The following is a 23,784-nucleotide window of genomic DNA, read 5'->3' on the forward strand; positions in this document are numbered from 1 at the left end:
ATAAATTATTCTGCAAATCCATTGTTTTTCCAATCGATAACTTGATTAATAGTGCTTTGAGGCAATCTTGTTCCGTTATATGGCATCATTCCAGCAGCACCTTGGGCTCTAGAAATTCGGTCAATTAAACCTCTGTTCATTACGGCGTCTTTCACGTTTTGATAAGTGGTCAATGACATTGGAGCACCGCCAGAAGGGGTGGTTCCATGACAGGAAATACAATTGCTGTCCATAATTGATTTTATGGTATTGATGTAAGTTATCGTGCTTGGGTTTGGAGTAGGAGTGGGATTATTCATCAAATCCGATTCGGAATCGTTTGAACAACTCACTAATAGAAATAATACAGATATAACGAGAAAGATTCGTGTTTTCATAATTATAGTTTTTATGTTAAAAAAATGAATTAAAAACCAATCATTAACGATTAATTGGTTAAATTTGTTTTAAAATAAGTATAAATATAATGAAAAATAAAATAATAATAATATTATTTATTTTACTTATTGTGGGCGTTGTAGGTATTTATCTTTATACTTACAAAGAGCATCGGGATATAACTAACGAAAAAGAAAGCTATAGTATTGCAGTAACCGATATTTTTTTGGAGTTTCAAGCTAATGAAATTTCTGCAAATCGTAAATATTTAGACAAAACGATTGAAGTTACAGGTAATTTGTCCAGCGTTGATGTTGCAACAAAATCGATTCTCCTAAATGACAAGTTATTTGCAACCTTTAAAGAAGAAGTGCCAAAAAAGCTTCAGCTTAATGCCAAAATAAAAATTAAAGGACGTTTTATTGGATATGATGCTTTAGTCGAAGAATTAAAAATGGATCAATGTATTTTTTTAACTCCGTAAATTATGCATTATGAAGTATTTACAACTATTTTTTTTCTTATTGGTTTTCCAATCGGGATTTTCTCAAACTGATATTTTTGACATTGCCAGAAAAGGCACAGTTGAGGAAGTGAAAATCGCAATGGAACAAAACTCCGAAATAATAAATTCTTGTAATGAACAAGGGTATTCCCCTTTGGTTTTGGCTAGTTATAGGGGAAATTTGGCTGTAGCCCTTTTTTTGATAAAAAACGTTAAAGACATAAATGGAAACAGTCCCATGGGGACTCCTTTGATGGCGGCTGTAGTAAAAGGAAACAAAGAAATAGTTCTGGCGTTGTTGGAAAAAAATGCAAATCCAAATTTAACTGATGCCAATGGAACTACGGCTCTAATTTATGCTGTCCAGTTTAAAAATGCTGATGTCATAAAATTACTTTTGAGTCATAAAGCAGACAAATCAAAAATTGACAATAAAGGAAAGACGGCTTTTGAATATGCAGTTTTTTCAAATGATGACGAAATTATTAACCTCCTAAAATAAATTTATTATGAAAAGAATAATTACATTTTTGATCTTGGTTATGGGTACGATTGGATTTTCTCAACAGAAGGAAACTGAAACTGTAGATTTGTTAACAAATTTTTCAGTTAAATTAAAATTAGACAATTCAAGTTCTACTGCCACCATGACCATCAAGGGGCCGTCTGATAGGTGGTTTGCCATAACATTTGGGAGTTTTAGTGGAGCCATGACTTCAGGTAATGATTTAGTTTATTATAATGGATCAACCTTGATAGATGCAACCCATAATGGTGAAGGAAACACTCCTAGTGATGATGGCGTGAATAATTGGACTGTTACAGGCAATACCGTTTTTTCAGGAACAAGAACCATTATTGCCACAAGACCTTTTGTTGCGGAAGGTTCAGATTATACTTTTAATTTTTCAAATAGTTCAATAAATTTGGCGGGATCACATGCCGTTTCCGCAATTAATTCGCCATTGCAGTATCATGGATCCAATAGATATAATGCTGGATCTGTATCTTTATCCTCTCTTGGAATAGATGATTTTTCTTTAAGTGCAACCCAAATTTATCCAAATCCGACAACGGGTGAATTTGTGGTGAAAACAAAAACTTTTCTCGAAAAAATAAACATATACTCCCAAACTGGTGCTTTTGTAAAAACTGTGGAAGTAAAGGATAATAGTGAAAATGTTGGGGTAAACATTAGTGGATTGCAGACTGGTGTTTACTTGATTGAACTGGTAAATGAAAAAGAGAAGAGTTGGAAAAAAATAGTGGTTGTTAACTAATCAACTTTTATGAAAAAACTATTATTTACCGTGTTATTCCCGATTTGTGTTTTCTCGCAAAACAGTTTGTTGACTGAAATTGACACTGCAAAAGCCGATACGAAAGTGGAATCGGCTTTTAAGTCTTTAAAAATTGTCAATCTGGAATCGACAAAACTTGCAGGAAAAGGCGATTTTTATTTGGTTGTTGCCCATCGATTCGACTACGTAAATCATGGGTTCGATGATTTTTTTGGTATTGACAATGCGAACACCCAAATTAAATTTGTATACGGATTCAAAGATTGGCTGACGGTACATATTGCCAGAAGCGGTTTTGAAGAAACTATTGATTTGGGATTTAAATACCGATTAGTAGCACAAGAAAAAGACGGATTTCCTTTTGCCATTGTGGGCTTTAACAGTATTGCGGTCAATGCCGAAATGAAAGAGGAAAATTATCCAAAGATGGAATTCGAAAATCGACTGACTTATGTCACCCAACTATTGATATCCAGGAAATTCACGGAAAAATTGTCGTTGGAAATTGCGCCATCCTATTTTCATGAAAACACTTTGAAAGATATTTTGGATGAAAACAATACCGTTATTTCACCTAATCCTCAAGACAATGATCAATTTGCCATAGGAATGGGAGGTAGGTATAAATTTGCCAAACGTTGGTCTGTTAATATGGATTATGCCGCCCATTTGAATAGAGCAAGCCAATCTATATATGAGAACCCTTTTTCGATAGGAGTGGATCTTGAAACTGGCGGACACGTTTTTCAAATGCATTTTACCAATTCTCGCGCCATGCATGAGGCTGGGTATTTAGGAAAAACTGCCGGTAGGTGGAGTAAAGGTGAAATTGCTTTTGGATTTAATCTGGTTCGTGTTTTTTAAGAATTTTTGGCAATGAAATTTAATTTTTCAAATAGTTGTAAAATATTTTTCAGGCTAAATTTAAATTAATTATACCAATGTTATAATGTCTTGTCTCTTAAGGTTTAATTTTCAGAAACCCTTTTGGGAAATACGAAGTCAATCATAATTTTAATTTACCTGGTGTGGTAGCCATTGGCGTTGCCATAATGGTTGGTTTTTTATTAGGACAATAAATTTAAAATTAATTGGATATGAAAAAATATTGGATTTATTTGATAATTGGGTTGATACCAATCATTTCCATGGGTCAAAAAGTAGAGACACAAACCAATGAAGGGAACTTGCTGATGACTGATTCCATAAAATCATTGATACCTGAGGATAGACAAAAATTATTGAAAAACATTGACGTTATTTTTAATACCCGCATGGGATTTGACAGTTATTTTACGGATAATAATCATGATATTTCAAATTTTAAAGTGAACCAGTTGCGATTGGAAATGAAAGGAAAAATACACGATAAAGTTTATTTTAGATTTCGTAGTAGATACACCAGGGAACCCGAACTGGGAAGTTTGGACAATATTACCAGAGCGGTTGACTTGGCTTGGGTAAAAATTGATTTAGCAACAAGAACCCAATTTTCTTTTGGTAAATTATGTGCTGATTGGGGAGGGTATGAATTCGATTTTAATCCAATAGACATTATGTCTTATAACGACATCATAAAAAATGCCGATAATTTCTTGGTTGGAGCCGGAATTTCCCACACATTAAAAAGTAAAAATCATACCTTTTCTTTTCAGGTATTGAATTCGAGAAACAGGACTTATGAAGAGCAATATGGAACAAGTGCACCGCCATCAATAAATCCATCGGAATATCCTTTGGCAACGGTAGTTAATTGGAGGGGAAAATTTTTTGAAGGCAAGTTTCAAACTACCTGGAGTTACAGCTTTTTTAATGAAGCACAAGGTGCCCACATGCATTATTATGCGCTAGGCAACAAGTTTAAAGGTAAAAATTTTGCATTGTATTATGATTTCAAATACAGTGATGAAGGCCTGGATCGTAATGGAATCATTTCAAGGATTATAGATAGCCAATATCAATATGCTGCCCAAGATGCTCTTTATGTGGAAAACTGGTTCAGGGGAGAGTGGGCTGTTGCTTCTAAAGTAACCTTGATACTGAGTATTTTTAATTGTGACCATTCTTGGAAAGGGAATCCAGATCCTAATGGGAGCAGCAAATTGTCGACTAGTTACGGTCTGATTCCAACCATTGAATATATGCCTTTCAAGGACATAAATTTGCGCTTTTTTGCGGGTTATGTAGCCAGGAAATATGATTTCGCTTCTTATGCAGAAAACGCTTTCGGTGCTAAAGATTTTACCACTGGTCAATTCAGTGTCGGCATTGTCGCGCCATTATTGGTTTTGTAATGCTGTTGTTGATTGTTTTTTTATGGAAAGTCTAAAAGAGCAAGTCGATTTACGATGATTTGCATCAATATTGTTTTTTGATTTTTTTAGTGGAAACTCATTTTTTTTCTTTTTTTTAACAATTGTTAAATATAAAAGTTGATTCCTTATAAATTTTTATAAATTAGTAAAAGAATTAAAAATAAATAATTTAAAACTAACCCAATGAAAAACAATAGATTAATTCTTTTTGTTGTAGTTTTTTTTAGTGTGCAAACTTTTGCGCAAGTCTATACTGACAAAGTTGTTGGAAAAAAGAACGAAGCAGTTAAAGACAGCCTTAAAACAACCGAATATCCCTATGCGCTACCAATATGGGGAGAAAAAGCAACAAAAAAAGGCTTTAAACTACCTTATTCAGCGGGTGTTTCCGTGAATTATTTTTGGCAGGAATCAGAGTTGGTCATTGATAATTTGAATGTAGGATTTAACAATGGTCCCCAATACAATTTAGACGAGATTGTGCGATTTAATGACGCCACCGCCACCGCCAATGCCATTAATGTTAGACCTGATATTTGGTTATTCCCTTTCTTGAATGTTTATGGTATCTTGGGAAAAGCCAAAACATCAACGGCAATCAATGCCGGAATATGGGTTCCCGATGCCGATAATAATTGGTCTGAAATTATGTCTTTTGGTTCTAAAGCCAATTTTGACGGAACCACATTTGGATTGGGAATTACGCCCACCATTGGTATAGGAGGAGGTTGGTTGGCTCTAGACATGAATGTTTCCTGGACAGACATCAGTGCCTTGGAAAAACCGGCACAGGCTTTCATTTTTGGACCTAGAATGGGGAAAACTTTTAGATTCAGCAAACCTGATCGAAATATAGCCTTTTGGGCAGGAGCTTTTAGAGTGCATTTAAAAAGTGAAACCGCTGGTTCTTTGCCATTGAATGGTTTATTGCCTACAGATGATCTACAAGAAAAAGTGGATAATGGTTTTGTAAAAGTGGCCGAAAAACAAACAGCGGTAGATAATTGGTGGAATGGATTGAGTAATGCTGAGCAAGCGAATCCCGTGAACAAAGCCAAACATAATACTGCCAATCGAGCTTTGGAAAGTGCTGGAAACCTCTTAACCGCAGTTGATGGTGCATTGAGTACTGGTTCTTCTTCAACCGTGCAGTATTCTCTCGAAAAAGCGCCAAAAGACATGTGGAATTTTATAGTAGGAACCCAATACCAATTCAACAGACATTTTATGTTGAGAGCCGAGTATGGGTTTTTAGGAACGCGTAAACAATTTATGACCAGTCTTCAATACCGTTTTGGATTGTAATTAATTCATGTTTATTATGAAAAAAGCTTTACTGGTTGCCTCCTTGCTGTTCTGTATTCAATCAGTGAATTCACAAGTATTGATCTCCTTGATTTTTGGAGACATGCTTAATTCTCCAAAAGTGGAGTTTGGTTTGGATGGAGGTGTCAATTTTTCGACGATATCCAATCAAGAAGGGGCAAAATACAGGACGGATTTCAATCTGGGGTTTTATTTTGATTTTTTGCTCAAGAATCCTTCATGGGCCTTGAATACTGGAGTAATCGTAAAATCAACCATGGGAGCCGATGGTTTGGCTGTTTATTCCTTGAACGACCCGGTTTTGGATAATGCTTTTGCAGGAGGTCACGTTGACAGAAAAATAAATTATTTTAACGTGCCCATCATGATCAAGTACAAATTCGAAAACAATATGTATGTCAAAGCAGGAACGCAATTAGGCTTGCTCGGTAAAGCTTTTGATGAATTCAAGAACGATTATGAGGGCGAAAATTTGGAGTATAAAAATAATATTAGAGACCGAATTCACGTTGTTGATGCCGGCTTGGCATTAGGCCTAGGTTATCGCTTAATGGGAGGTAACGGAATGAACTTGGGAGTCAATTATTATTATGGTTTGGTAACCGTAATGAAAGGAGATTCTAGTCCCAAGCAATATAACCGTTCATTTTACATAACAGCAGGAATACCAATAGGTAAAGCAAAAGCGGCCAAAAAAGCAGCTGAAAAAGAGACATCAGAAAAAGACGCCAAAAATATTGGTAAATAGAAAATAATCTTATACATTTGTTTAGCATTTTTTTGAGAATTAGACCAAAAACAAACAAAACTTAATATTAAATAAAACTAAAAACTATGAAAAAACTATCAATTATTGCAGTGATTTTTTTAAGTGCTTTAGGTGTTAGAGCCCAAAGTCAAGGAGATATAGGTCTTAATTTGTATGGAGGTTATACTTTTGACGATGAAATCCATTCCGACTTTTCCTCCATTGAAATTAAAGGAGCTTTCCAATATGGATTGGGTGCAGAATTTTTTGTAAGACCAACAAAATCCATTGAATTGAAATACCTTAGAATGGACACCAAAACTCCTCTGTTTACACCAGCTCTAGGGCCGGGACAAGACAATATTGGAAATGACAGTTCAGCCATCAATTATGTTTTAATTGGAGGTAACAATTATTTCCCAACAGGCAATCCAAAGTTGCTTCCTTTTTTAGGTTTGGATTTGGGAGTTGGTTGGGCATCAGGTGACAATAATTCAAGTGCAAGATTTGCATGGGATTTCAAAGCTGGTGTAAAAATAAAAGCTTCAGAAACAGTTGCAGTGAAATTGCAGGCTTATTTCCAGACTATTTGGGCTACTTATGGTTCAGACACGTATTATTATCCAGGTTGGGGTTATGTTTCTTATCCTAGTGATGCATCAATTTATCAATTTGGTTTAGGAGCTGCTCTCGCATTTGACTTCAAACGCTAAAAAAAACAATAAAAGAAAAAGCTGCAATGTCGACAAGATTTGCAGCTTTTTTTGTTTCATTTTTTGTCGTACAGTTTCCTTTTAATAATTTGAACCAATGCATTGTCAATCGAATAAGCCTTTATTTCCATTTTCAAGGATGAAAATAATTTTTGGTATATTAATTTGTTTCTTTTATGTTTCGGTTCAAGGTCAAGATCTGGAACCAAGAGCATACGCCAATGTTCCTAAAGGGATAAATGTTTTGGCACTTGGTTATGGCTTTATTTCAGGAAATGTGCTTACCGATCCAGCATTGCCGATCAAAGATTTCAAGTTGAGTACCCATAGTATCGGCATTAACTATATCCGCAGTTTTGGCATTGCAAAGAAACTGGCCAGGGTTCAAGTGTCTTTGCCTTTTGCGGACATGCAAGGACAATTGATTCAAAATGGGGAACAAATTACGGGTTCCCGAACCGGCATGGCAGACATGCGCATTCGACTCGGGGTTAATTTAACGGGATCTCCTGCTCTGGACAGAAAAGATTTTCGACAGTATCAGCAAAAAGCCATCTTTGGAGTGAGTTTGGTCACCTCGGTTCCCACGGGAAGATATTTCGAGGATAAAGCAATAAATCTTGGAAGCAATCGTTGGGCATTTAAACCAGAAATAGGCATTTCACGAAGATTTACACACATTTATACAGAAGCTTATTTTGGAACTTGGTTTTACACCAATAACACTGAATATCTCACCAATAAAGAATTGAAACAGGAGCCAACTGTTACTTTTCAGGCGCATGCCAGTTATTATTTCAAAAATCAAATGTGGGTGGGACTCAATACGAATTGGTACAAAGTGGGAGAAACAAGAATTGACGGTATTCCTTCTAAAACAATAAATGACTGGAGGATTGGTGCCACTTTTTCGGCTCCAATTTCAAAGGCACAATCTTTGCGGTTGCAATTTCATACCGGGTTAATGTCAAATCTTGGATTAAATTATGATTCCATAACGTTTGCTTATCAGTATGTTTTCTTTTAGAAAAGTACCATTAAAAAAAATATTTAAATTTAAACTAACATGAAAACAAAATTCAATTACAACTTGGTTAGTTTTTTAATACTGACTGTTGCATTTTTTTCTTTTGCAAATGCAAATGCCCAAGAGAAAACAAAAAAACAAATAAAAGAAGAAGCCAAAATAGCAAAACAGAAGGAGGTAGCGCTTTTGGTTGATTCCAAAGAATTTGTTTTTTCTCCAAGAAGTGTTAGCCCACAAGGAGGAAGAAACATAACTTTAAGCGATACTTCTTATGAGATGGAATTCCATCCTGATTTGATCAAGAGTTATTTGCCTTATTTTGGCAGAGGCTATAGTGGAGTTACATATGGAGGAGACAACGGAATGGATTTTGAAGGGAAACCTACCGTTTACACCGTAGAAAAGACGAAAAAAAACTATATAATAAAAGTTGAAGTCAGGGGAGAACGCGATTCGTATACCATAATGCTTTCGGTACATCTTGAGGGAGGAGCCTATCTTACCGTAAACAGCAATAATAGGAGTTCTATTTCTTACGATGGCGATATTGAAAAACTTCCTAAAAAATAGTTTTGCTTGAAGGATAAATCTATAAGTGAACCATTTTGAATTGCGTTCAATTAATTGGTTTCTTTTATTAAATACTTTATTAAAAACGCATTCAATGTTCAAAAAATCAACTGTTTTGGTACTGGTCCTCATAGTACTTCTTGTAATCTTTAGGGTATTTATTGTGGATAGTTGCAGTTCCAAAGATGTTGAATATACCGAGATTGAGTCCAATAATAATGCTTATGTTGGGGATCAGTCATGCAAAAAATGCCACACCACCGAATTTAATCAATGGCAACAATCACATCACTATATGTCGATGTTGCCGCCAAATGATTCTACCGTAAAAGGGGATTTCAACAACGTGACCTTCACTGCCGATGGAGTCAGCAGTCGCTTTTTTAAAAAAGGAGCCAAATTTTTTATCAACACCGAAGGTGATGATGGCAAAAACCATGATTTCGAAGTAAAATACATCTTTGGATTTACTCCATTGCAACAATACCTGATTCAATTTCCGGGTGGGCGCCTGCAAGTGCCCAGACTCAGTTGGGACGTGAACAAGAAAAAATGGTTCAACCAATATGCAGGACAAAAAATAGCTTCGCATGACTGGCTGCATTGGACAGGAAATGCCCAAAACTGGAACACGATGTGTGCTACTTGCCATTCGACCAATCTAAAAAAGAATTATGACGTTGCGACAGACACTTATAAATCGAGTTACAGCCTGATCAATGTCAGTTGCGAAAGTTGTCACGGAGCAGGAATGCAACACGTTGATTTTATAAACGGCGATGATTATAAATCGGGAGAAAAAGTGGCGGGAAATTTTCTGAAACAGACTAAAAAATCAACACAAACCGAACAATTGAATACTTGCGCTCCTTGTCATGCTCGCGTGTCGGAATTGAGTGGTTCTCATATTGCCAGCAAAGAGATTATGGACAACTATATTCCACAAATACCGAATACCGAATTTTTTCATGCCGACGGACAGGTGGATGACGAAGATTATATATATACTTCTTTTTTGCAAAGTAAAATGTTTGCAAAAGGACTGGTATGCAGCACTTGCCATAATCCCCACAGTACGAAATTGAAGCGTATTGGCAACAAAACCTGCACACTTTGTCATATTCCAACCAAATATGATGTGCCAAGTCATACTTTTCATCCCAAAGGCAGTCCGTCATCGGAGTGTAAAAACTGCCATATGCCGGGCAAATTGTATATGGGCAATGATTTGCGTCATGATCACAGTTTCAGGGTGCCCCGACCTGATTTATCAGTAAAATATGGTACTCCCAACGCTTGCAGCAACTGTCATAAAGACAAATCGGAAAAAACTTTGGCGGATGCCATAATCAAATGGTATGGACCCAAAAGAAAATATCATTTTGCCGATGATCTTGTTCCTGGAAGTAGGCTAGATGCCAACAGTGAAAAACATTTGACCAATCTTATCGACAACAAATTTGTTCCAAAAATAATCAAGGCCACCGCCACTTTTTATCTTGGCAGTATTCCAACACAAACCAGTTTGAACACAATCATGGCTAGACTTGCCAGCAAGGAAGCACAAATTAGGTATCGAGCATTGAGAAGTTTGGCTTCATTTCCAGCCGAAAGTTGGCGTGATGCCGTGGGAGCTTTACTTTCAGACAAGGTGAGGGCGGTTCGGATTGCCGCAGCCGATCTTTATCTTGGTATTCCAGTGGAACAAATACCAAGTGAATATGCAAAAGCCTTTTCATCTGCCAAGATTGAATTGGAAAAATCGCTTCTATATCAAACCGATTTCTCTGTGGGAAATGTTATGTTGGCCGATTATTACATGAAATCGCAGGACTATGCCAATGCCGAAAAGTTTTATTTGCGAGGTCTAAAAAAAGATGCCAACATGAATTATGCCCTGCTTAATTTGTCTGTGGTTTACAACCTGCAAGGAAAGAACAAACAAGCTTTGCAAGCATTACAATCGGCCATGAAAAATGATCCGAAAAATGACCGTGTTTATTATAATATGGCCTTGCTGCATAATGAAACAAATAATATTCCCGAAGCAGAAAAATCGTTTGCCAAAGCGATGGAGTTGAAATCGATGAATCCCAAAGTATATTACAATTATGGATTGCTGTTGAATCAAAACAAGAAAACCAAACAAGCCGAAACCGTTTTGCTCAAAGGAATAACGCTTATTCCATCTGATCCCGAACTGTATTATGCACTTACTTTTGTTTACATTCAATCCAACAATAGGGTAAAAGCCCAGCAAGCCGCCTCGAAGTTGAAACAATTAGATCCCAATAATCCTAACTATCAACAAATTTTTAGCAATCTTGGTATTTGATAATGAAATATTTTGGATTCCATTTTTAGTTTTTTTTTGTTAAAAAAACATTTTTTTTTTAAATTATGATTTGTACATTTACTTACTGACACCATAAATAAAATCTTATGAAAAACACTAACTCAAAAAGGTTTAAAAGCCTATTGGTCCTCTCTATTGTTTTTGTGTTCAGCAGTTTAAACACGAGTGCCCAAACTTCGGACAGTTCGGCTAAACCTGAAAAAGAATTCAAGAACACGATTCGGTTCAACATCACGAATCCCTTGATTTTTGGCGGTAAATCTCTTATTTTTGGTTATGAAAGAGTATTGAAAAACAATAAGTCATTCTCCATCAATATAGGTCAAGCGTCACTTTCTCCTTTTAGTTTTGTTGATGACAGCGAGTTGAAAGCCAAATCAATACTTAATGAAGGAGGTTTTCATATTTCGGGAGATTATCGCATTTATTTGTCTAAATTGAATAAATACAATGCTCCAAGAGGGGTATATGTGGGACCTTATTATTCCTATAATACTTTCAACAAGGAACACAGTTGGGAATTTACCAAAGATGGGACAGGACCACCCCAAACAGTGGACTCGGACTTGAAAATCAATATTCATACTGTTGGGGTTGAATTGGGTTACCAGTTCGTGTTTTGGAAACGGTTATCTGTCGACATGATTCTTTTGGGACCTGGAGTTGCTGGATATAAATTAAAAGCAGATGTGGGAGGAAATTTATCCGATGAAGATCGACAATTGTTTTTTGACAAGTTGAACGAAGCATTGAAAGATAAATTCCCGGGCTATAGCGGTACAATAGGCAATGATACTGGCGAGTTTCAAAGAAAAGGAACTAAAAGCACCACCAGTTTGGGGTATCGTTACATGATCCAGATAGGATATCGATTTTGATAGAAAGTATTCCAAAAACAAATTATAAACAAACAAAAACAAATATGAAAAACAAACTATTTTTAGCAGCGCTAGCCATCAGCTTATTTACTGCATGTGGCCCATCAACTCAAATTGTAAAATCTTGGTCAGATCCTTCTTTGAATGGAACGACCATCAAGCCTTTCAATAAAGTGTTGGTTATTGCCCAAATGAAGGATGATTCTTCCCGAAGAATTGCTGAAGACAAAATTGTGGCTTCATCACCAAGAGGAAATTTCGTGGCTTCATACAGCTATCTAAAACCAACCCAACAAGACCAAAAACTGGTAGTGGCCGATTTATTGAATCAAGGTATTGAAGGTATTATTTTGATGCGTTTAACCGATATTGAAAAAACTACCGATTATGTTCAAGGTACCACTTATTATGGTGGCTGGGGTTACGGTGGTGGTTATTACGGCGGTTACGGCGGCTGGGGTTATGGTGGTGGTTATTATGGCACGCCAGGATATTACGAAGAAAACAAGACCTACTATGTGGAAACCAATATTTTTGACGTGAAATCAAATAAATTGCTTTGGTCAGGAACTACTTCAACAATGAATCCTACCAAAATAAATGAAACTTTAGACGAAATACTTTTTGCCGTAAAAACAGAACTTACGAATAAAGGATTGATTGTAAAAGAAGAGCCTAAAAAAGAAGCTAAAAAGAAATAGTATCTTCCGGTAAATAAAAAAGCAGGCCATAAAGGACAATTGTCCTTTATGGCCTGCTTTTTTATTATAATGTTCCAGATTACTCTTTATTCGAGGATACATGGAGGCAAAGACAAGGCATTCACTTTTAAAAAATAAAAAAGAAGCCGCGAATTCCACGAATGAACACGAATTTTTACACTCTTAAAATTGCACAAATTCTTTTTAAAAAGAGAAAATTAGTGTTAATTTGTTTCTATTCATTATGAATTTGTGCTAATTCGTGAAATTTGTGGCTAAAAAAATTAAAAAGCGAATGCCCTGAGGCAAGAATAAATTATCCGTATTTTTAGCCATAATTTTATAAATTTGCAATATGAGTAAAAGATGTAGATTTTGTTTTAGTTTATTGCTGATTATTTTTATGCAATTTTGCGTAATTGCCCAAACTGCCAGTGATTCCTTGAAGTATTGTCCAGAAAAATCCCTTCAGGAACTTTTTAAAAAGGAGGACTCCGTTCTTGTTTTGAAACCGGTAAAAAATAATTTTTTTCTAATAATACCCGTTATTGGTTCGCAACCTGCCACGGGTTTTTCATACGGTTTTGTTTCCCAATATACTTTTAAGGGGAAATCTGAAAAAGACAAATATTCCTCCGTAAATCTTGGAGCTACTTATACCGAAAAAAAACAGATGCTTCTTAATTTTAAAAACAGCGTGATGCTTAAAAGCAATAAAGTGTTTTTGAGTGGAGACTGGCGTTTTTACATTTTTTCACAAGCTAACTATGGGTTGGGAACCGATATTATTCCTCGTCGTTCCAACGACACTGGTTTTGACTTGAATGATTTGAAAGAACCAATGAATTATAATTATTTCAAGTTTCATCAAACCGCTTCTTGGGAAATCAAAAACAACTATTATGTAGGTGCTGGAGTGCATCTGGATTGGTACACCACCATAACGGACGAGAATCTAAATGTTGCTGAAGGACAATTTACCAATCATTACAATTACAGCAAAAAATACGACTATAACGAAAATGAATATTTTGTAAATGGCGTGAGTCTTAATTTATTATATGACTCCAGGGATAACCAGATTAATACCAATCATGGGATGTTTGCCAATATCAATTATCGATTTAACCCGGCTTTGAGTACCAATCAGCATGCGAGCAATGTGCTTTTTATGGAATATCGTTATTTTATGCCCTTAAGCAAACTCAACAAGCAACATGTTTTTTGTATATGGGCAACGGGTCAGTTTGTGACGATGGGCACGGTTCCTTATCTTAATTTGCCATCCCTAGGCTGGGATCAGCGAAGTCGAAGCGGAAAAGGATATACCCAAGGATTGTTTCGTGGTCAAAAAATGGTGTATTTTGAAACAGAATATCGATTTCCCATCCTTTGCAGTAATTTAATCAGTGGAACAGTCTTTGGAAATTTGACTACGGCCAGCGACAAAGATCGCGACATTCGGCTATTTCAACATATTCAGCCGGCGGTGGGAGTTGGTTTGCGTATTTTGATTGACAAGGCCACAAGAACCAATCTAATCATGAATTACGCTTGGGGACGCCATTCCAAAGCATTTTACCTGAACGCAGGAGAAACATTTTAGAATTGAACCAAGTTAATTTTTAATTGGTTGATTTCTTTATGTTTACTAATTTAGTTGACTTGAAAAAAAATAAAAAATTATAGGGGAAACTATTTTTTTGATAGTAAATAAATATTTAAATTTGATTGAATTTAACCAATTAACATTTACAAATTTAAGATTATGAAAAAAGTATTTTTAATAGTATTGGTAACACTTACTTCTGGTGTTTTTGCTCAAAATGCAGATAAAGAAGATCTTGAAATCATTCAAGGTGTTTATGGAAAATCAAAGAAAGAATTGGCCCAGACTTATATGGCCATACCAGCAGCACAAGCTGACGCTTTTTGGAAAATTTATGATGAATTTGAGGTAGAACGTAAAGCTCTAGGTACAGCCAAAGTTGCCGTTATAAATGATTATGCTGCAAATTTTGCAAACCTTACCGATGAAAGTGCTAATAAAATTGCAAAAGCGGGATTGAAAAACAATTTGGATTACCAAAAGTTGTTTTCAAAATATTATGACAAATATAAAAAAGCCGTGGGTGCAATTAATGCAGCAAAAATAATTCAATTCGAGAACTATATGCAGACTACGGTGCAGTCTGAAATTCAAAATTCTATTCCTTTTGTTGGAGAAATTGAAGCGTTAAAAACAAAATAGAAATGTTTTTATTTTATGCCATAAAAGCGCGGTGAAATAGTTCACTGCGCTTTTTTTGTCAGCCAAGTTCAACATATTGTTGATTAGGTTAGTTACATATTTTCTTTTAAAAAAAACTATTTTATATTATCAAATTTATAACGTAAACATCATGAAAACCATTGTTTTAACATTCGCTATTTTATGTATGACATTCACGTCTTGCAATTCAACCAAATCTGTTTCAAAAACCACGGCAACACTTGAAGGAACTTGGCAATTGAACTATATTACCGGCCCCAGAATAGCATTTGACGGTTTGTATCCCAACAAGAAACCAACGATTAATTTTGACTTGAAATCCAGCAAGATTTCGGGCAACAATGGTTGCAACCAATATTTTGGCGCATTATTTCTGGACGGCAACAAGATTAATTTCAAGGAATCCAAAATCGGGATGACTATGATGGCTTGTCAAGGTGAGGGGGAAACCACTTATATGAAGACATTGGAAAAAATAGATTCCTATTCCATTTCTGAAGATGGAAAAACATTAAATTTTATTATGGGAGATATTGCGATGATGCGTTTTGAAAAAGTGGACACAGTTGTAAAGTAGGGAAAAACTAGTCGATTAACTTGATTTGCAGGAAAAGTACATTTGTATTGTTTACATCAAATACTACAAGGCCAACAATTCACGTTATTCACGTTGAATAGTAATCAATACAACATTCAAACCAAGTATTCTATTACAATTATCGTTTTGTTTGGGTATTTGGGTACCAATACAGCTTAATAGGCCTAGCTTTGTTCAAAGAAAAGGATTCCTGTAAAGGGATACCATAAATAATAATCATGAAAATGAAACACAAAGAAGTGGCCTTGATCAGTTGGAATTTGTTGAAGAAGACCTACCAGGAATTTGATGATGACAATGCAATAAAACTGAGCGCTTCGCTGTCGTATTATACCATATTTTCATTACCGCCATTGTTGATTATCATTATGTCCATTTCAAGTATTTTCTTCGGACGTGAAGCGGTTACGGGGAAATTTTTCGGTCAAATAAATGGAATGGTGGGCAATGAAGCGGCACTCCAAATCCAGGAAACCATCAAAAACATAGAATTGTCCGACAGCAATGCCTTTGCGGCGGTTTTTGGAGGTACTTTGTTGCTCATTGGTGCTTCGGGTGTTTTTGCCGAAATTCAAAGTTCCATCAATTATATTTGGGGGTTGAAAGCAAAACCGGACAAGGGGCTTATAAAATTCATTAAAAATAGGCTTATGTCGTTTTCCATGATTGCTTCGGTAGGTTTTTTGTTGTTGGTCAGTTTAATGGTGAACACGGTCATGGACATTATCAACACCCGTTTGCTGGTTTATTTTCCCGATTCGACCATTTATTTGTTTTACATACTCAACATACTGATTTTGTTTGCCACTACGACCATATTGTTTTCTATTATTTTCAAAACGCTTCCCGACGGTGACATTGTCTGGAAAGATGCCTTGATAGGTTCCAGTTTCACTTCTTTTTTCTTCATGATTGGCAAATTTGCCATTGGTTTTTATTTAGGCAGTTCAACCGTTGCCACCGTATATGGTGCTGCTGGTTCGGTCATTATTATTTTGATTTGGGTATATTATTCGGCCATAATCTTGTATTTTGGAGCCGAATTCACTAAAGTATATGCCAATGCCCACGGAAATAAAATTATCCCTAATACCTATGCCGTTTCTATCAAGGTGGAGGTTACGGAGCTTCCGAAGAAATAACTAGTTTTTGTTTTTCTTGATTTTTTAGCTTAAAATTAATTTTTATCAAAGTTTTGAAATTTACCAGCCTTTTTCATCATAAAAACTGTTAAAATTTATATATTTGTTCTTCACAAAAAGGATGTTTTTGAATGAATACCTGAAATTTAATTTAAGAAAAGGTGAAACAGCATTTCCTCATAAAAAAGCTAAAAGTAAAATACTGGATTGCAGTATTGGCTTATTTTACCAATATAATTGGATACTCTCAAGATGTTGATTTGACAAATGTGAGAATCATAAAACTGGATGAAGCCATACAATTGGGAATTCAGAATAACAATCAACTTAAGATAGCCAACACGGATGTCGCTATAGCCAATGAGAACCTAAACCAGACTCAAATAGCCAAATCTCCCGTTATAGGCTTGAATATGGGTTATAATTATATTGGAAATCCCAAAGTCTTTGAGGGTTTTTATGAAAAAAACATCACTGTTGATTATTTTAACCAACAGGCTTCCGCCAATATTTATGCGTCCATGCCCTTGTATTACGGGGGAGTAATCAATAACCAGATTGACAAGCAAAAACTAATAGTCAGTATGCAGGAATCGGTTGCCAAGATGACGGAAACAGAAATCAAACAAACCATTACCACACAATTTTTTACTCTCGAAAAACTATACAAGCAAATTGAGGTTACCAAACAAAACATAGTCAATACAGATTTACGAATCAAACAGTTGGAGTCAAGAGTTGCCAATGGACAAAACCTTAAAAGTGATTTATTGAGAACTGAATTGCAAAAGTCAAATTTTGAAGTGGCGGTTTTTCGAAGTTCCAATTCCATAGAGTTGATTAGTAATTATTTGGACATATTGACAGGGCTGCCTACCAATACCAAATTAAAACCTGTATTGGATGGGATTTTGATTCCGACAAAAGAAGTGAGTTTGGAAGAAAGTTTGAATGAAGCCTACCAAAACCGTTTCGAAATCAAAAGATCTGAAATTAACGTAAAGATAGCCGAATCTTCTTTGGATATAACCAAGAGCGGTTACAAGCCTTATGTGAATGCCAATTTGCTTTTCAATACACAGTACCCGGCACAATGGCCTGATTATTCCAATAATATTCTCAATTATTGGGCAGCCGGTGTTTCTCTCAATTGGGATATTTCCAGTTTTTATAATATAAAACATAGAGCCAATGCGGATCAGCAACAAATAGATAAAAGCAATATCGCACTTGATGCTACCAAAGATGTAATTAACCAAGATGTAAAAGCAGCTTATGTTCGCTTTACCGAAAGTGTTAGGAACATTACAACTTTTAAAAAAGATGTTGATTTGGCACTAAGCAATTACAAAATTGTAAAAAGCCGCTATGATAATGATTTTGCTTTAATCAGTGATATTGTTGACGCCGAATTACAGTTGAATGAAGCAAAAATTTCGCTGAATAATGCCAATATAGATGCGATTATTCAATACTATTCTTTACAGTACGCTATGGGGAAACTTTAATTTTTTAATATGAGTGAAGATAAAACAATCAATGAAGCTGCCGTTAAAAGCGAGAAAAAGAGAAATAGAATATTGACTATTCTTTCTTTTATTTTCCTGCTTGCTGGAGGACTATGGATTTTAAGTTTGTTTTTTGATTTTAGCAGATATGAAACCACCAATAATGCCCAGGTTGATGCTTACATGAATAACATTGCGGCACGAGCAACGGGGCATATTGCAGATATTAAATTTGAATCGAACCAATTTGTTCATAAAGGTGATACTTTGGTAAAACTCAATGATGAAGAATACATTATAAAAGTGAAACAAGCCGAAGCAGATTTGGCTATAGCTGAAGGAAATCTACATTCATTGGAACAAACGATAATTACTTCTACATCCAATCAGGCGGCATCTAAAGCAAAATTGGCAGGAGATTTGGCCGATTTGGAGAAAGCCCAAAAAGATTACGAACGATTTAAAAATATGTATGCGGATTCGGCTGTAACCCGCAATCAGTATGATCAGGTGGTTTCCAAGTTACAATCGACAAAAGCATATCTTAAAGCGAGAGAAAATGAATTGTTGGCCAGTGGTTCCATTACCGAACAAAGCAAAACTAATTTAGAGGCCGCCAGAGCAACTATAGCTCGAAAACAAGCCGATTTAGATGCCGCAAAATTGCAGTTGTCTTATACCGTAATTAAAGCTCCAATTGATGGATTTGTGGGTGAACGTACTTTATCTGTCGGTGATTTGGTAACTACCAATCAGGTGGTTGCCTCGATAGTATTGAAACAAAAATGGGTTACGGCAAATTTCAAAGAAACCCAGGTTGAAAAAATTAAAGCAGGGCAGGAGGTAACCATTACCATTGATGCACTCGACGGCAAAGAATTCAAAGGAAAAGTAGTCGGATTTTCGCCAGCAACGGGTGCTAAATTTTCGATGGTGGAACCTGATAATTCAACAGGAAATTTTGTAAAAATCACCCAGCGTATTCCTGTAAAAATAGTATTTGAAGGACAGGCTGATGCATTAGTAGAAGTAAAACCAGGAATGAATGTTACGGTTGAAGTAAAAAAATAAAAATGGGTGCATTAAAAAAAGGAGGTATTTTGAATCTGGTTGGATTATACATCCTTACCATTCCTTTTTTTAATGCCTTGAATGTGACGACTTACGATAATTCACAAATATTAGGACATTTTGGTGCTTCGACTACTGTTTTTGCTTATTGCAGTTACATTCCTTTTTTTGCAATGATAACCTTCATACCTTTAGGATTAAAGATAGGGAAGCAAATTCCATTACGCACTTTGATTTTATCGGCGAGTTTTTTGTCCATACTATTCAATACGGCTTCTTTGTATTCTATTAATATTTTTTGGTTTACTTTTTGGCGTTCACTCGTGGCCATTATTTCTGTTACAGGAATATTTGCCTCTATGATTCCTATTATACTAAAATACAATCCGGCTTTTAATATGCCCATTATGTATGGCATTATCCAATTTATTCTGCAGGGAAGCCAACATCTGTATAAATTTTTTGGAGCAAAATTTACCAGTATTCACAATTGGACTTTTGGTATTTACTTTTTGAATATCAACTTTTTGGTGTGTATTCTTTTGGCCTGGTATTTTTATAAAAAAGACTTGGCACCAATGAAAGCGAAGTTTCAATTCGATTGGAGAGGCTGGCTGATTTTGATTTTCTTTCTTGCGCTAATTCTTTTTCTTTGTGCCGAAGGGCAGACCAGAAATTGGTTTTCGGATCCTAAAATAGGTATTGCCGTTGCCTTTTTATTGATTATAGTTGGGATTTACTTAATTCACGTTCGTTTTACCAAAGAACCTTTAATCAATACAGACGTTTTCAAATACAAAAATGTGGTAATTGGTTCGCTTCTCTTTTTTTATACGGGATTAATGAATGGAACGGGAAGTGTGGTTACAGGTTATATGTCGGGAGTGCTTGGTTTTGATGCCGTTTATCAGGCAAAAATCCATTTAGCGATATTGATAGGCCTTTTTATAGCCATTCCGTTATCGACCTATCTTTTGTACAAAAGAATCTATTTGGCCACCATTTGGATTGCCGGATTTGCCTGTTACGGAATGTTTCACATTATTCTTTTTTTTCGATTTTACCCTGGTATTACCGCTACCGATTTTTTACTACCTTTAATCTTCAAAGGATTGGCAATAGGTTTTTTGTATCCCATTTCGGCATTGTATATTTCAGAAGGAGTTCCCAAAAACCTGGGCGATTCCCGAATGATGAGTGGAGTGATTTCCCGTATTGTTTTTGCCACTATGTTAGGTGGAGCTATTTTAGGTACTCATATATCAAATGTCAATATACATCACAAGACAGGTTTAAGCCAGCAATTGTCATCGGCTAATCAACAAGCGCAAACGAAATTATTGAATACAAAATATTATTATTTACATCAGGGATTATCAGAAGTCGAGGCGCAGAAAATGGCAGAAAAAAGCCTTTCCAACCAAACATCTCAGGCTTCCATATTACTGGCTTATAAAGATATTTATTTGGTAATGTCGGCTATTTGCTTTCTGCCTATCATAATTCTTTTGCTGTTCGGACTCGGAAGAAGACCAATTGGAAGGGTTGAATTAGAACCAATACCTTTTTAACATTACATTTATGGAAAGAATAAAGAAATATCGTTTTTTAAATCACCTTTGGGACCAGGAAAGTGGACTCAGTGGAATGCTTATTTTACTTTTTGTAATGCATTTTGTCCTGATTCCAATGTTTGGAAGCTTTTCCTTTTTTTTAGTGGTACTCAATATCTTTTGGATGTTGTTTCTTATGGCGGGTATTTTTGCCTTATCCAAAAGCAGAAAACAGGCAGTATTGATTTCCATAGTTCCTGTTTTATTTATTGTCTTTGGTTGGATTAGCGCTTTTAATCCCACACCATTTACGATACTAACAGATCTTATTATTTCCATAAGTACTTTTTTGTTGTTGATCGTTTTGGTGCTGCTTAAAGTCTTCGAACCAGGACCCATTACATCTTATAGAGTAATTGGTTCCGTGGTGGTGTATATGTTGATGGCCAATATTTGGGCAATTGTATATCAATTTTTTTACCTGCATATTGAAGGCTCTTTTCAGGTTACTTTACCACCATTTGAATCGAATAGCTTGGATGCCAATTTTATGTATTTTAGTTATATAACCATTACCACGACTGGTTTTGGCGAAATTGTTCCGCTGCATCCAATGGCTCGTGCTTTGGTACAGGTCGAAGCTTTTATAGGGGTTTTGTATCCCGTAATTCTGATAGGTCGTTTGGTTTCAGACGCTAATTCAGGTAGTCAAAAAGAAAATTAAACAAATCTAAATTCTATTTATTACATCAATTTAAACCAAAATAACATGAAAAATTCTAAAGAGATTAAGAGTAAACAGATTTTCGAAACAATTTTGCAATTAGGGCTCGTGTTCCTGATTTTAGGATTTTGTTTTCAACTTTTATTGCCTTTTATGATGCCAATTCTTTGGGCAATTATATTGGCAATTACATTCTATCCCATATTCGATTTTTTACAAAAGAAATTAAAAGGAAGAAAAAGCCTGGCTTCATTCTTGATCATTGCAACTATATTGGCACTTATCATTATACCAACAGTTGTCTTTTTTAATTCGGTGACAACTACACTTGTCGAATTAAAAGCAGGAGTAGAGGATGGCTCGTTAAAAGTGGCGGCACCGGGACAAAATATCAAAGACTGGCCAATAATAGGGGATAAAGCCTATAATTTCCTTTATGCCTTGTCCACCGATTTAGAGAAAGGATTATTGGAATACAAAGCCCAAATCGTGGAAGTGTCAAAATCTGTATTGGGAAGTATTGCCAGTTCAATAGGTTCTTTGCTTCAGGTTATTCTGTCGGTTATCATTGCCGGAGTTTTGATGGTTTCGACAAGCGCCCAAAATTTAGCCACCAATTTCATCAAAAGAATATCAGGTGATTCGGGCGAAGAATTTTTGAATATTTCAGTATCAACCGTATATCAGGTGGTCAAAGGAATTCTGGGTGTGGCCATTATCCAAACCTTGATTCAGGCCGTGGGACTTTTTGGTTGTGGTGTTCCTTTTGCGGGCGTGCTTACGCTTTTGTGTTTGATGTTGTCCATTATTCAGATTGGGCCAATTATCATCAATCTTGGTGTGATTGCGTATCTATTTTCATTGGACGATACCACTTCGGCATTACTTTGGACCGTATTTTTCATCGTAAGCGGACTTTCCGACAATGTGCTGAAACCATTATTGCTGGGAAAAGGTGCCATGGTGCCCATGTTGGTAATCTTCCTGGGAGTGATTGGTGGTTTTATGATGTCAGGATTCATCGGTTTGTTTGTGGGACCAATCGTGTTTTCTATTGGGTATAAATTGTTTGAAGCCTGGATGGATGACAAACCCGAAAAAACTATCGCAGAATAATAATTTACTTCATCAGTTGGCAAAAGCTCGTTTGGGCGTGCCACCATAAAGAAAAGGAGCCAACTCATTACGTTAATGAGTTGGCTCCTTTTCTTTATGGTGTCGGGCTATCCGCGCTACTTCGGTAGCTAGCTGCTATCCCTCACGCGTGCGAAGATACGCTTGCTGGTGGTAGTAAAAGTTGTCATACTCTAAAATTGGAATATCACCTATATAATCTTTTACCGCAGCTATAATTTCTAATTTATTTTTTGACGAAATGTTTTTTCCTAAAATAATTTTATTAAAAGCTTCCCGAGGTAACCTAATTTGGCGATCAGTTATTTTTGCTGGTGATTCCCAAAACATATGTGTTCTATATTCTTTTTCGAAATTCCATTTATTTTCTTTTGAAAAAATTTGACTAGTTCGAATTTGATGCCACGTCATTATTGGTTCCGGAAGTAAAATAGGTAACTCCTCGACATAACTTACTGCGCCTCCTCCTCCTAAGTATTCAAACATTATACGTGAATTATAACCAATACAGAAACCTTTTGTTGAATTTGCATATTTTTCCCACATAGCATCTAGACACGGTTCAGCTGTTAAACTTAAGACTCCCAATCTCATATCGTGTTGCTCACTATAAAATTTTTGATAGTTTTCTAAATATGCCTGATTCTTTAAAAGTTTTTGCTTTGCCCATTCTCTAATATCTTTTCTATGTTGTTGTCTTGTAAAATGTGGATTTGCCATTTTGGATAATCGCATAGCAAATGCCATTGTTTGTTTTTCATTAAGTAAATCATAACGAACAGGGATTTTACAATCTACTTTGTCTTCAAAAGAACTTGGAGCTGCTAAATACACTTCCCGATTTTTTATATAACGGTCGTGGTGATTGAAATTCCAATCTCTATATTTATAAACAATCGAAGGAAATTCCCCATCATCTAATGTTCCATGATATATATTTGTGATTTCCATAAAACTAAAAAGG

24 protein-coding genes are annotated in these 23,784 nt (G+C 35.7%); 22 read left to right on the forward strand and 2 right to left on the reverse strand.

Annotation, left to right across the window (positions count from 1 at the left end; genetic code table 11):
• Positions 1-5 precede the first annotated feature (5 nt).
• Positions 6-377, reverse strand: coding sequence for a c-type cytochrome (locus tag BUC16_RS13305; protein WP_073371293.1), 372 nt, complete (start codon positions 375-377; stop codon positions 6-8).
• A gap of 89 nt (positions 378-466) precedes the next feature.
• Between BUC16_RS13305 and BUC16_RS13310 the strand changes: the two genes are divergently transcribed.
• The 22 genes from BUC16_RS13310 to BUC16_RS13415 all read left to right on the forward strand — a co-directional run bounded on the left by BUC16_RS13310 (position 467) and on the right by BUC16_RS13415 (position 22,802).
• Positions 467-862 carry an OB-fold protein gene (locus BUC16_RS13310; RefSeq protein WP_073371294.1) on the forward strand — a complete coding sequence of 132 codons (396 nt, stop codon included), beginning with the start codon at positions 467-469 and terminating at the stop codon, positions 860-862.
• 10 nt (positions 863-872) lie between these two features.
• Complete coding sequence (locus BUC16_RS13315; protein WP_073371295.1) at positions 873-1,385, forward strand: ankyrin repeat domain-containing protein; 513 nt, start codon at positions 873-875, stop codon at positions 1,383-1,385.
• Positions 1,386-1,392: 7 nt separating this feature from the next.
• Positions 1,393-2,163 (forward strand): T9SS type A sorting domain-containing protein, encoded by a 771-nt coding sequence (locus BUC16_RS13320; RefSeq protein ID WP_073371296.1) that lies wholly within the window; start codon positions 1,393-1,395, stop codon positions 2,161-2,163.
• Between the two features lie 9 nt (positions 2,164-2,172).
• The gene (locus BUC16_RS13325) at positions 2,173-3,048 is read left to right on the forward strand and encodes a DUF5777 family beta-barrel protein (protein ID WP_073371297.1); all 876 of its coding nucleotides are present in this window, start codon (positions 2,173-2,175) and stop codon (positions 3,046-3,048) included.
• 233 nt (positions 3,049-3,281) lie between these two features.
• The gene (locus BUC16_RS13330; protein ID WP_073371298.1) at positions 3,282-4,478 is read left to right on the forward strand and encodes a porin; all 1,197 of its coding nucleotides are present in this window, start codon (positions 3,282-3,284) and stop codon (positions 4,476-4,478) included.
• A gap of 204 nt (positions 4,479-4,682) precedes the next feature.
• Entirely contained in the window at positions 4,683-5,804 is a 1,122-nt protein-coding gene (locus BUC16_RS13335; RefSeq protein ID WP_073371299.1) for a hypothetical protein, read from the forward strand.
• A 16-nt stretch (positions 5,805-5,820) separates the two neighbouring features.
• Positions 5,821-6,573 (forward strand): porin family protein, encoded by a 753-nt coding sequence (locus BUC16_RS13340; RefSeq protein ID WP_073371300.1) that lies wholly within the window; start codon positions 5,821-5,823, stop codon positions 6,571-6,573.
• An 86-nt stretch (positions 6,574-6,659) separates the two neighbouring features.
• Entirely contained in the window at positions 6,660-7,286 is a 627-nt protein-coding gene (locus BUC16_RS13345; protein WP_073371301.1) for an outer membrane beta-barrel protein, read from the forward strand.
• 139 nt (positions 7,287-7,425) lie between these two features.
• Positions 7,426-8,313, forward strand: a complete 888-nt coding sequence (locus tag BUC16_RS13350) for a transporter (RefSeq protein ID WP_073371302.1) — start codon at positions 7,426-7,428, stop codon at positions 8,311-8,313.
• Between the two features lie 39 nt (positions 8,314-8,352).
• Positions 8,353-8,883, forward strand: coding sequence for a DUF4251 domain-containing protein (locus BUC16_RS13355; RefSeq protein ID WP_073371303.1), 531 nt, complete (start codon positions 8,353-8,355; stop codon positions 8,881-8,883).
• 94 nt (positions 8,884-8,977) lie between these two features.
• The gene (locus BUC16_RS13360) at positions 8,978-11,218 is read left to right on the forward strand and encodes a tetratricopeptide repeat protein (RefSeq protein ID WP_073371452.1); all 2,241 of its coding nucleotides are present in this window, start codon (positions 8,978-8,980) and stop codon (positions 11,216-11,218) included.
• A gap of 107 nt (positions 11,219-11,325) precedes the next feature.
• The gene (locus BUC16_RS13365) at positions 11,326-12,117 is read left to right on the forward strand and encodes a DUF3575 domain-containing protein (RefSeq protein ID WP_073371304.1); all 792 of its coding nucleotides are present in this window, start codon (positions 11,326-11,328) and stop codon (positions 12,115-12,117) included.
• A gap of 44 nt (positions 12,118-12,161) precedes the next feature.
• Entirely contained in the window at positions 12,162-12,818 is a 657-nt protein-coding gene (locus BUC16_RS13370; protein WP_073371453.1) for a DUF4136 domain-containing protein, read from the forward strand.
• 355 nt (positions 12,819-13,173) lie between these two features.
• Positions 13,174-14,424 (forward strand): BamA/TamA family outer membrane protein, encoded by a 1,251-nt coding sequence (locus tag BUC16_RS13375; RefSeq protein WP_073371305.1) that lies wholly within the window; start codon positions 13,174-13,176, stop codon positions 14,422-14,424.
• Between the two features lie 162 nt (positions 14,425-14,586).
• Positions 14,587-15,069 (forward strand): hypothetical protein, encoded by a 483-nt coding sequence (locus BUC16_RS13380; RefSeq protein WP_073371306.1) that lies wholly within the window; start codon positions 14,587-14,589, stop codon positions 15,067-15,069.
• Between the two features lie 151 nt (positions 15,070-15,220).
• The gene (locus tag BUC16_RS13385; protein ID WP_073371307.1) at positions 15,221-15,667 is read left to right on the forward strand and encodes an META domain-containing protein; all 447 of its coding nucleotides are present in this window, start codon (positions 15,221-15,223) and stop codon (positions 15,665-15,667) included.
• A gap of 245 nt (positions 15,668-15,912) precedes the next feature.
• Complete coding sequence (locus BUC16_RS13390; protein ID WP_073371454.1) at positions 15,913-16,830, forward strand: YihY/virulence factor BrkB family protein; 918 nt, start codon at positions 15,913-15,915, stop codon at positions 16,828-16,830.
• A 161-nt stretch (positions 16,831-16,991) separates the two neighbouring features.
• The gene (locus BUC16_RS13395) at positions 16,992-18,338 is read left to right on the forward strand and encodes a TolC family protein (protein WP_073371308.1); all 1,347 of its coding nucleotides are present in this window, start codon (positions 16,992-16,994) and stop codon (positions 18,336-18,338) included.
• Positions 18,339-18,347: 9 nt separating this feature from the next.
• Complete coding sequence (locus BUC16_RS13400) at positions 18,348-19,409, forward strand: HlyD family secretion protein (RefSeq protein ID WP_073371309.1); 1,062 nt, start codon at positions 18,348-18,350, stop codon at positions 19,407-19,409.
• Between the two features lie 2 nt (positions 19,410-19,411).
• The gene (locus tag BUC16_RS13405; protein WP_073371310.1) at positions 19,412-20,980 is read left to right on the forward strand and encodes an efflux MFS transporter permease; all 1,569 of its coding nucleotides are present in this window, start codon (positions 19,412-19,414) and stop codon (positions 20,978-20,980) included.
• A gap of 10 nt (positions 20,981-20,990) precedes the next feature.
• A complete protein-coding gene (locus tag BUC16_RS13410) occupies positions 20,991-21,686 on the forward strand; it encodes a potassium channel family protein (RefSeq protein WP_073371311.1) in 696 nt (231 codons plus the stop codon).
• A 45-nt stretch (positions 21,687-21,731) separates the two neighbouring features.
• On the forward strand, positions 21,732-22,802 hold the full coding sequence (locus BUC16_RS13415; protein ID WP_073371312.1) for an AI-2E family transporter: 1,071 nt from the start codon (positions 21,732-21,734) through the stop codon (positions 22,800-22,802).
• A 135-nt stretch (positions 22,803-22,937) separates the two neighbouring features.
• Here BUC16_RS13415 and BUC16_RS13420 read toward each other — a convergent pair whose 3' ends face one another.
• Entirely contained in the window at positions 22,938-23,771 is an 834-nt protein-coding gene (locus BUC16_RS13420) for a DUF2971 domain-containing protein (protein ID WP_073371313.1), read from the reverse strand.
• Positions 23,772-23,784 lie beyond the last annotated feature (13 nt).

Source organism: Flavobacterium fluvii, from assembly GCF_900129545.1.
GTDB lineage: Bacteria > Bacteroidota > Bacteroidia > Flavobacteriales > Flavobacteriaceae > Flavobacterium > Flavobacterium fluvii.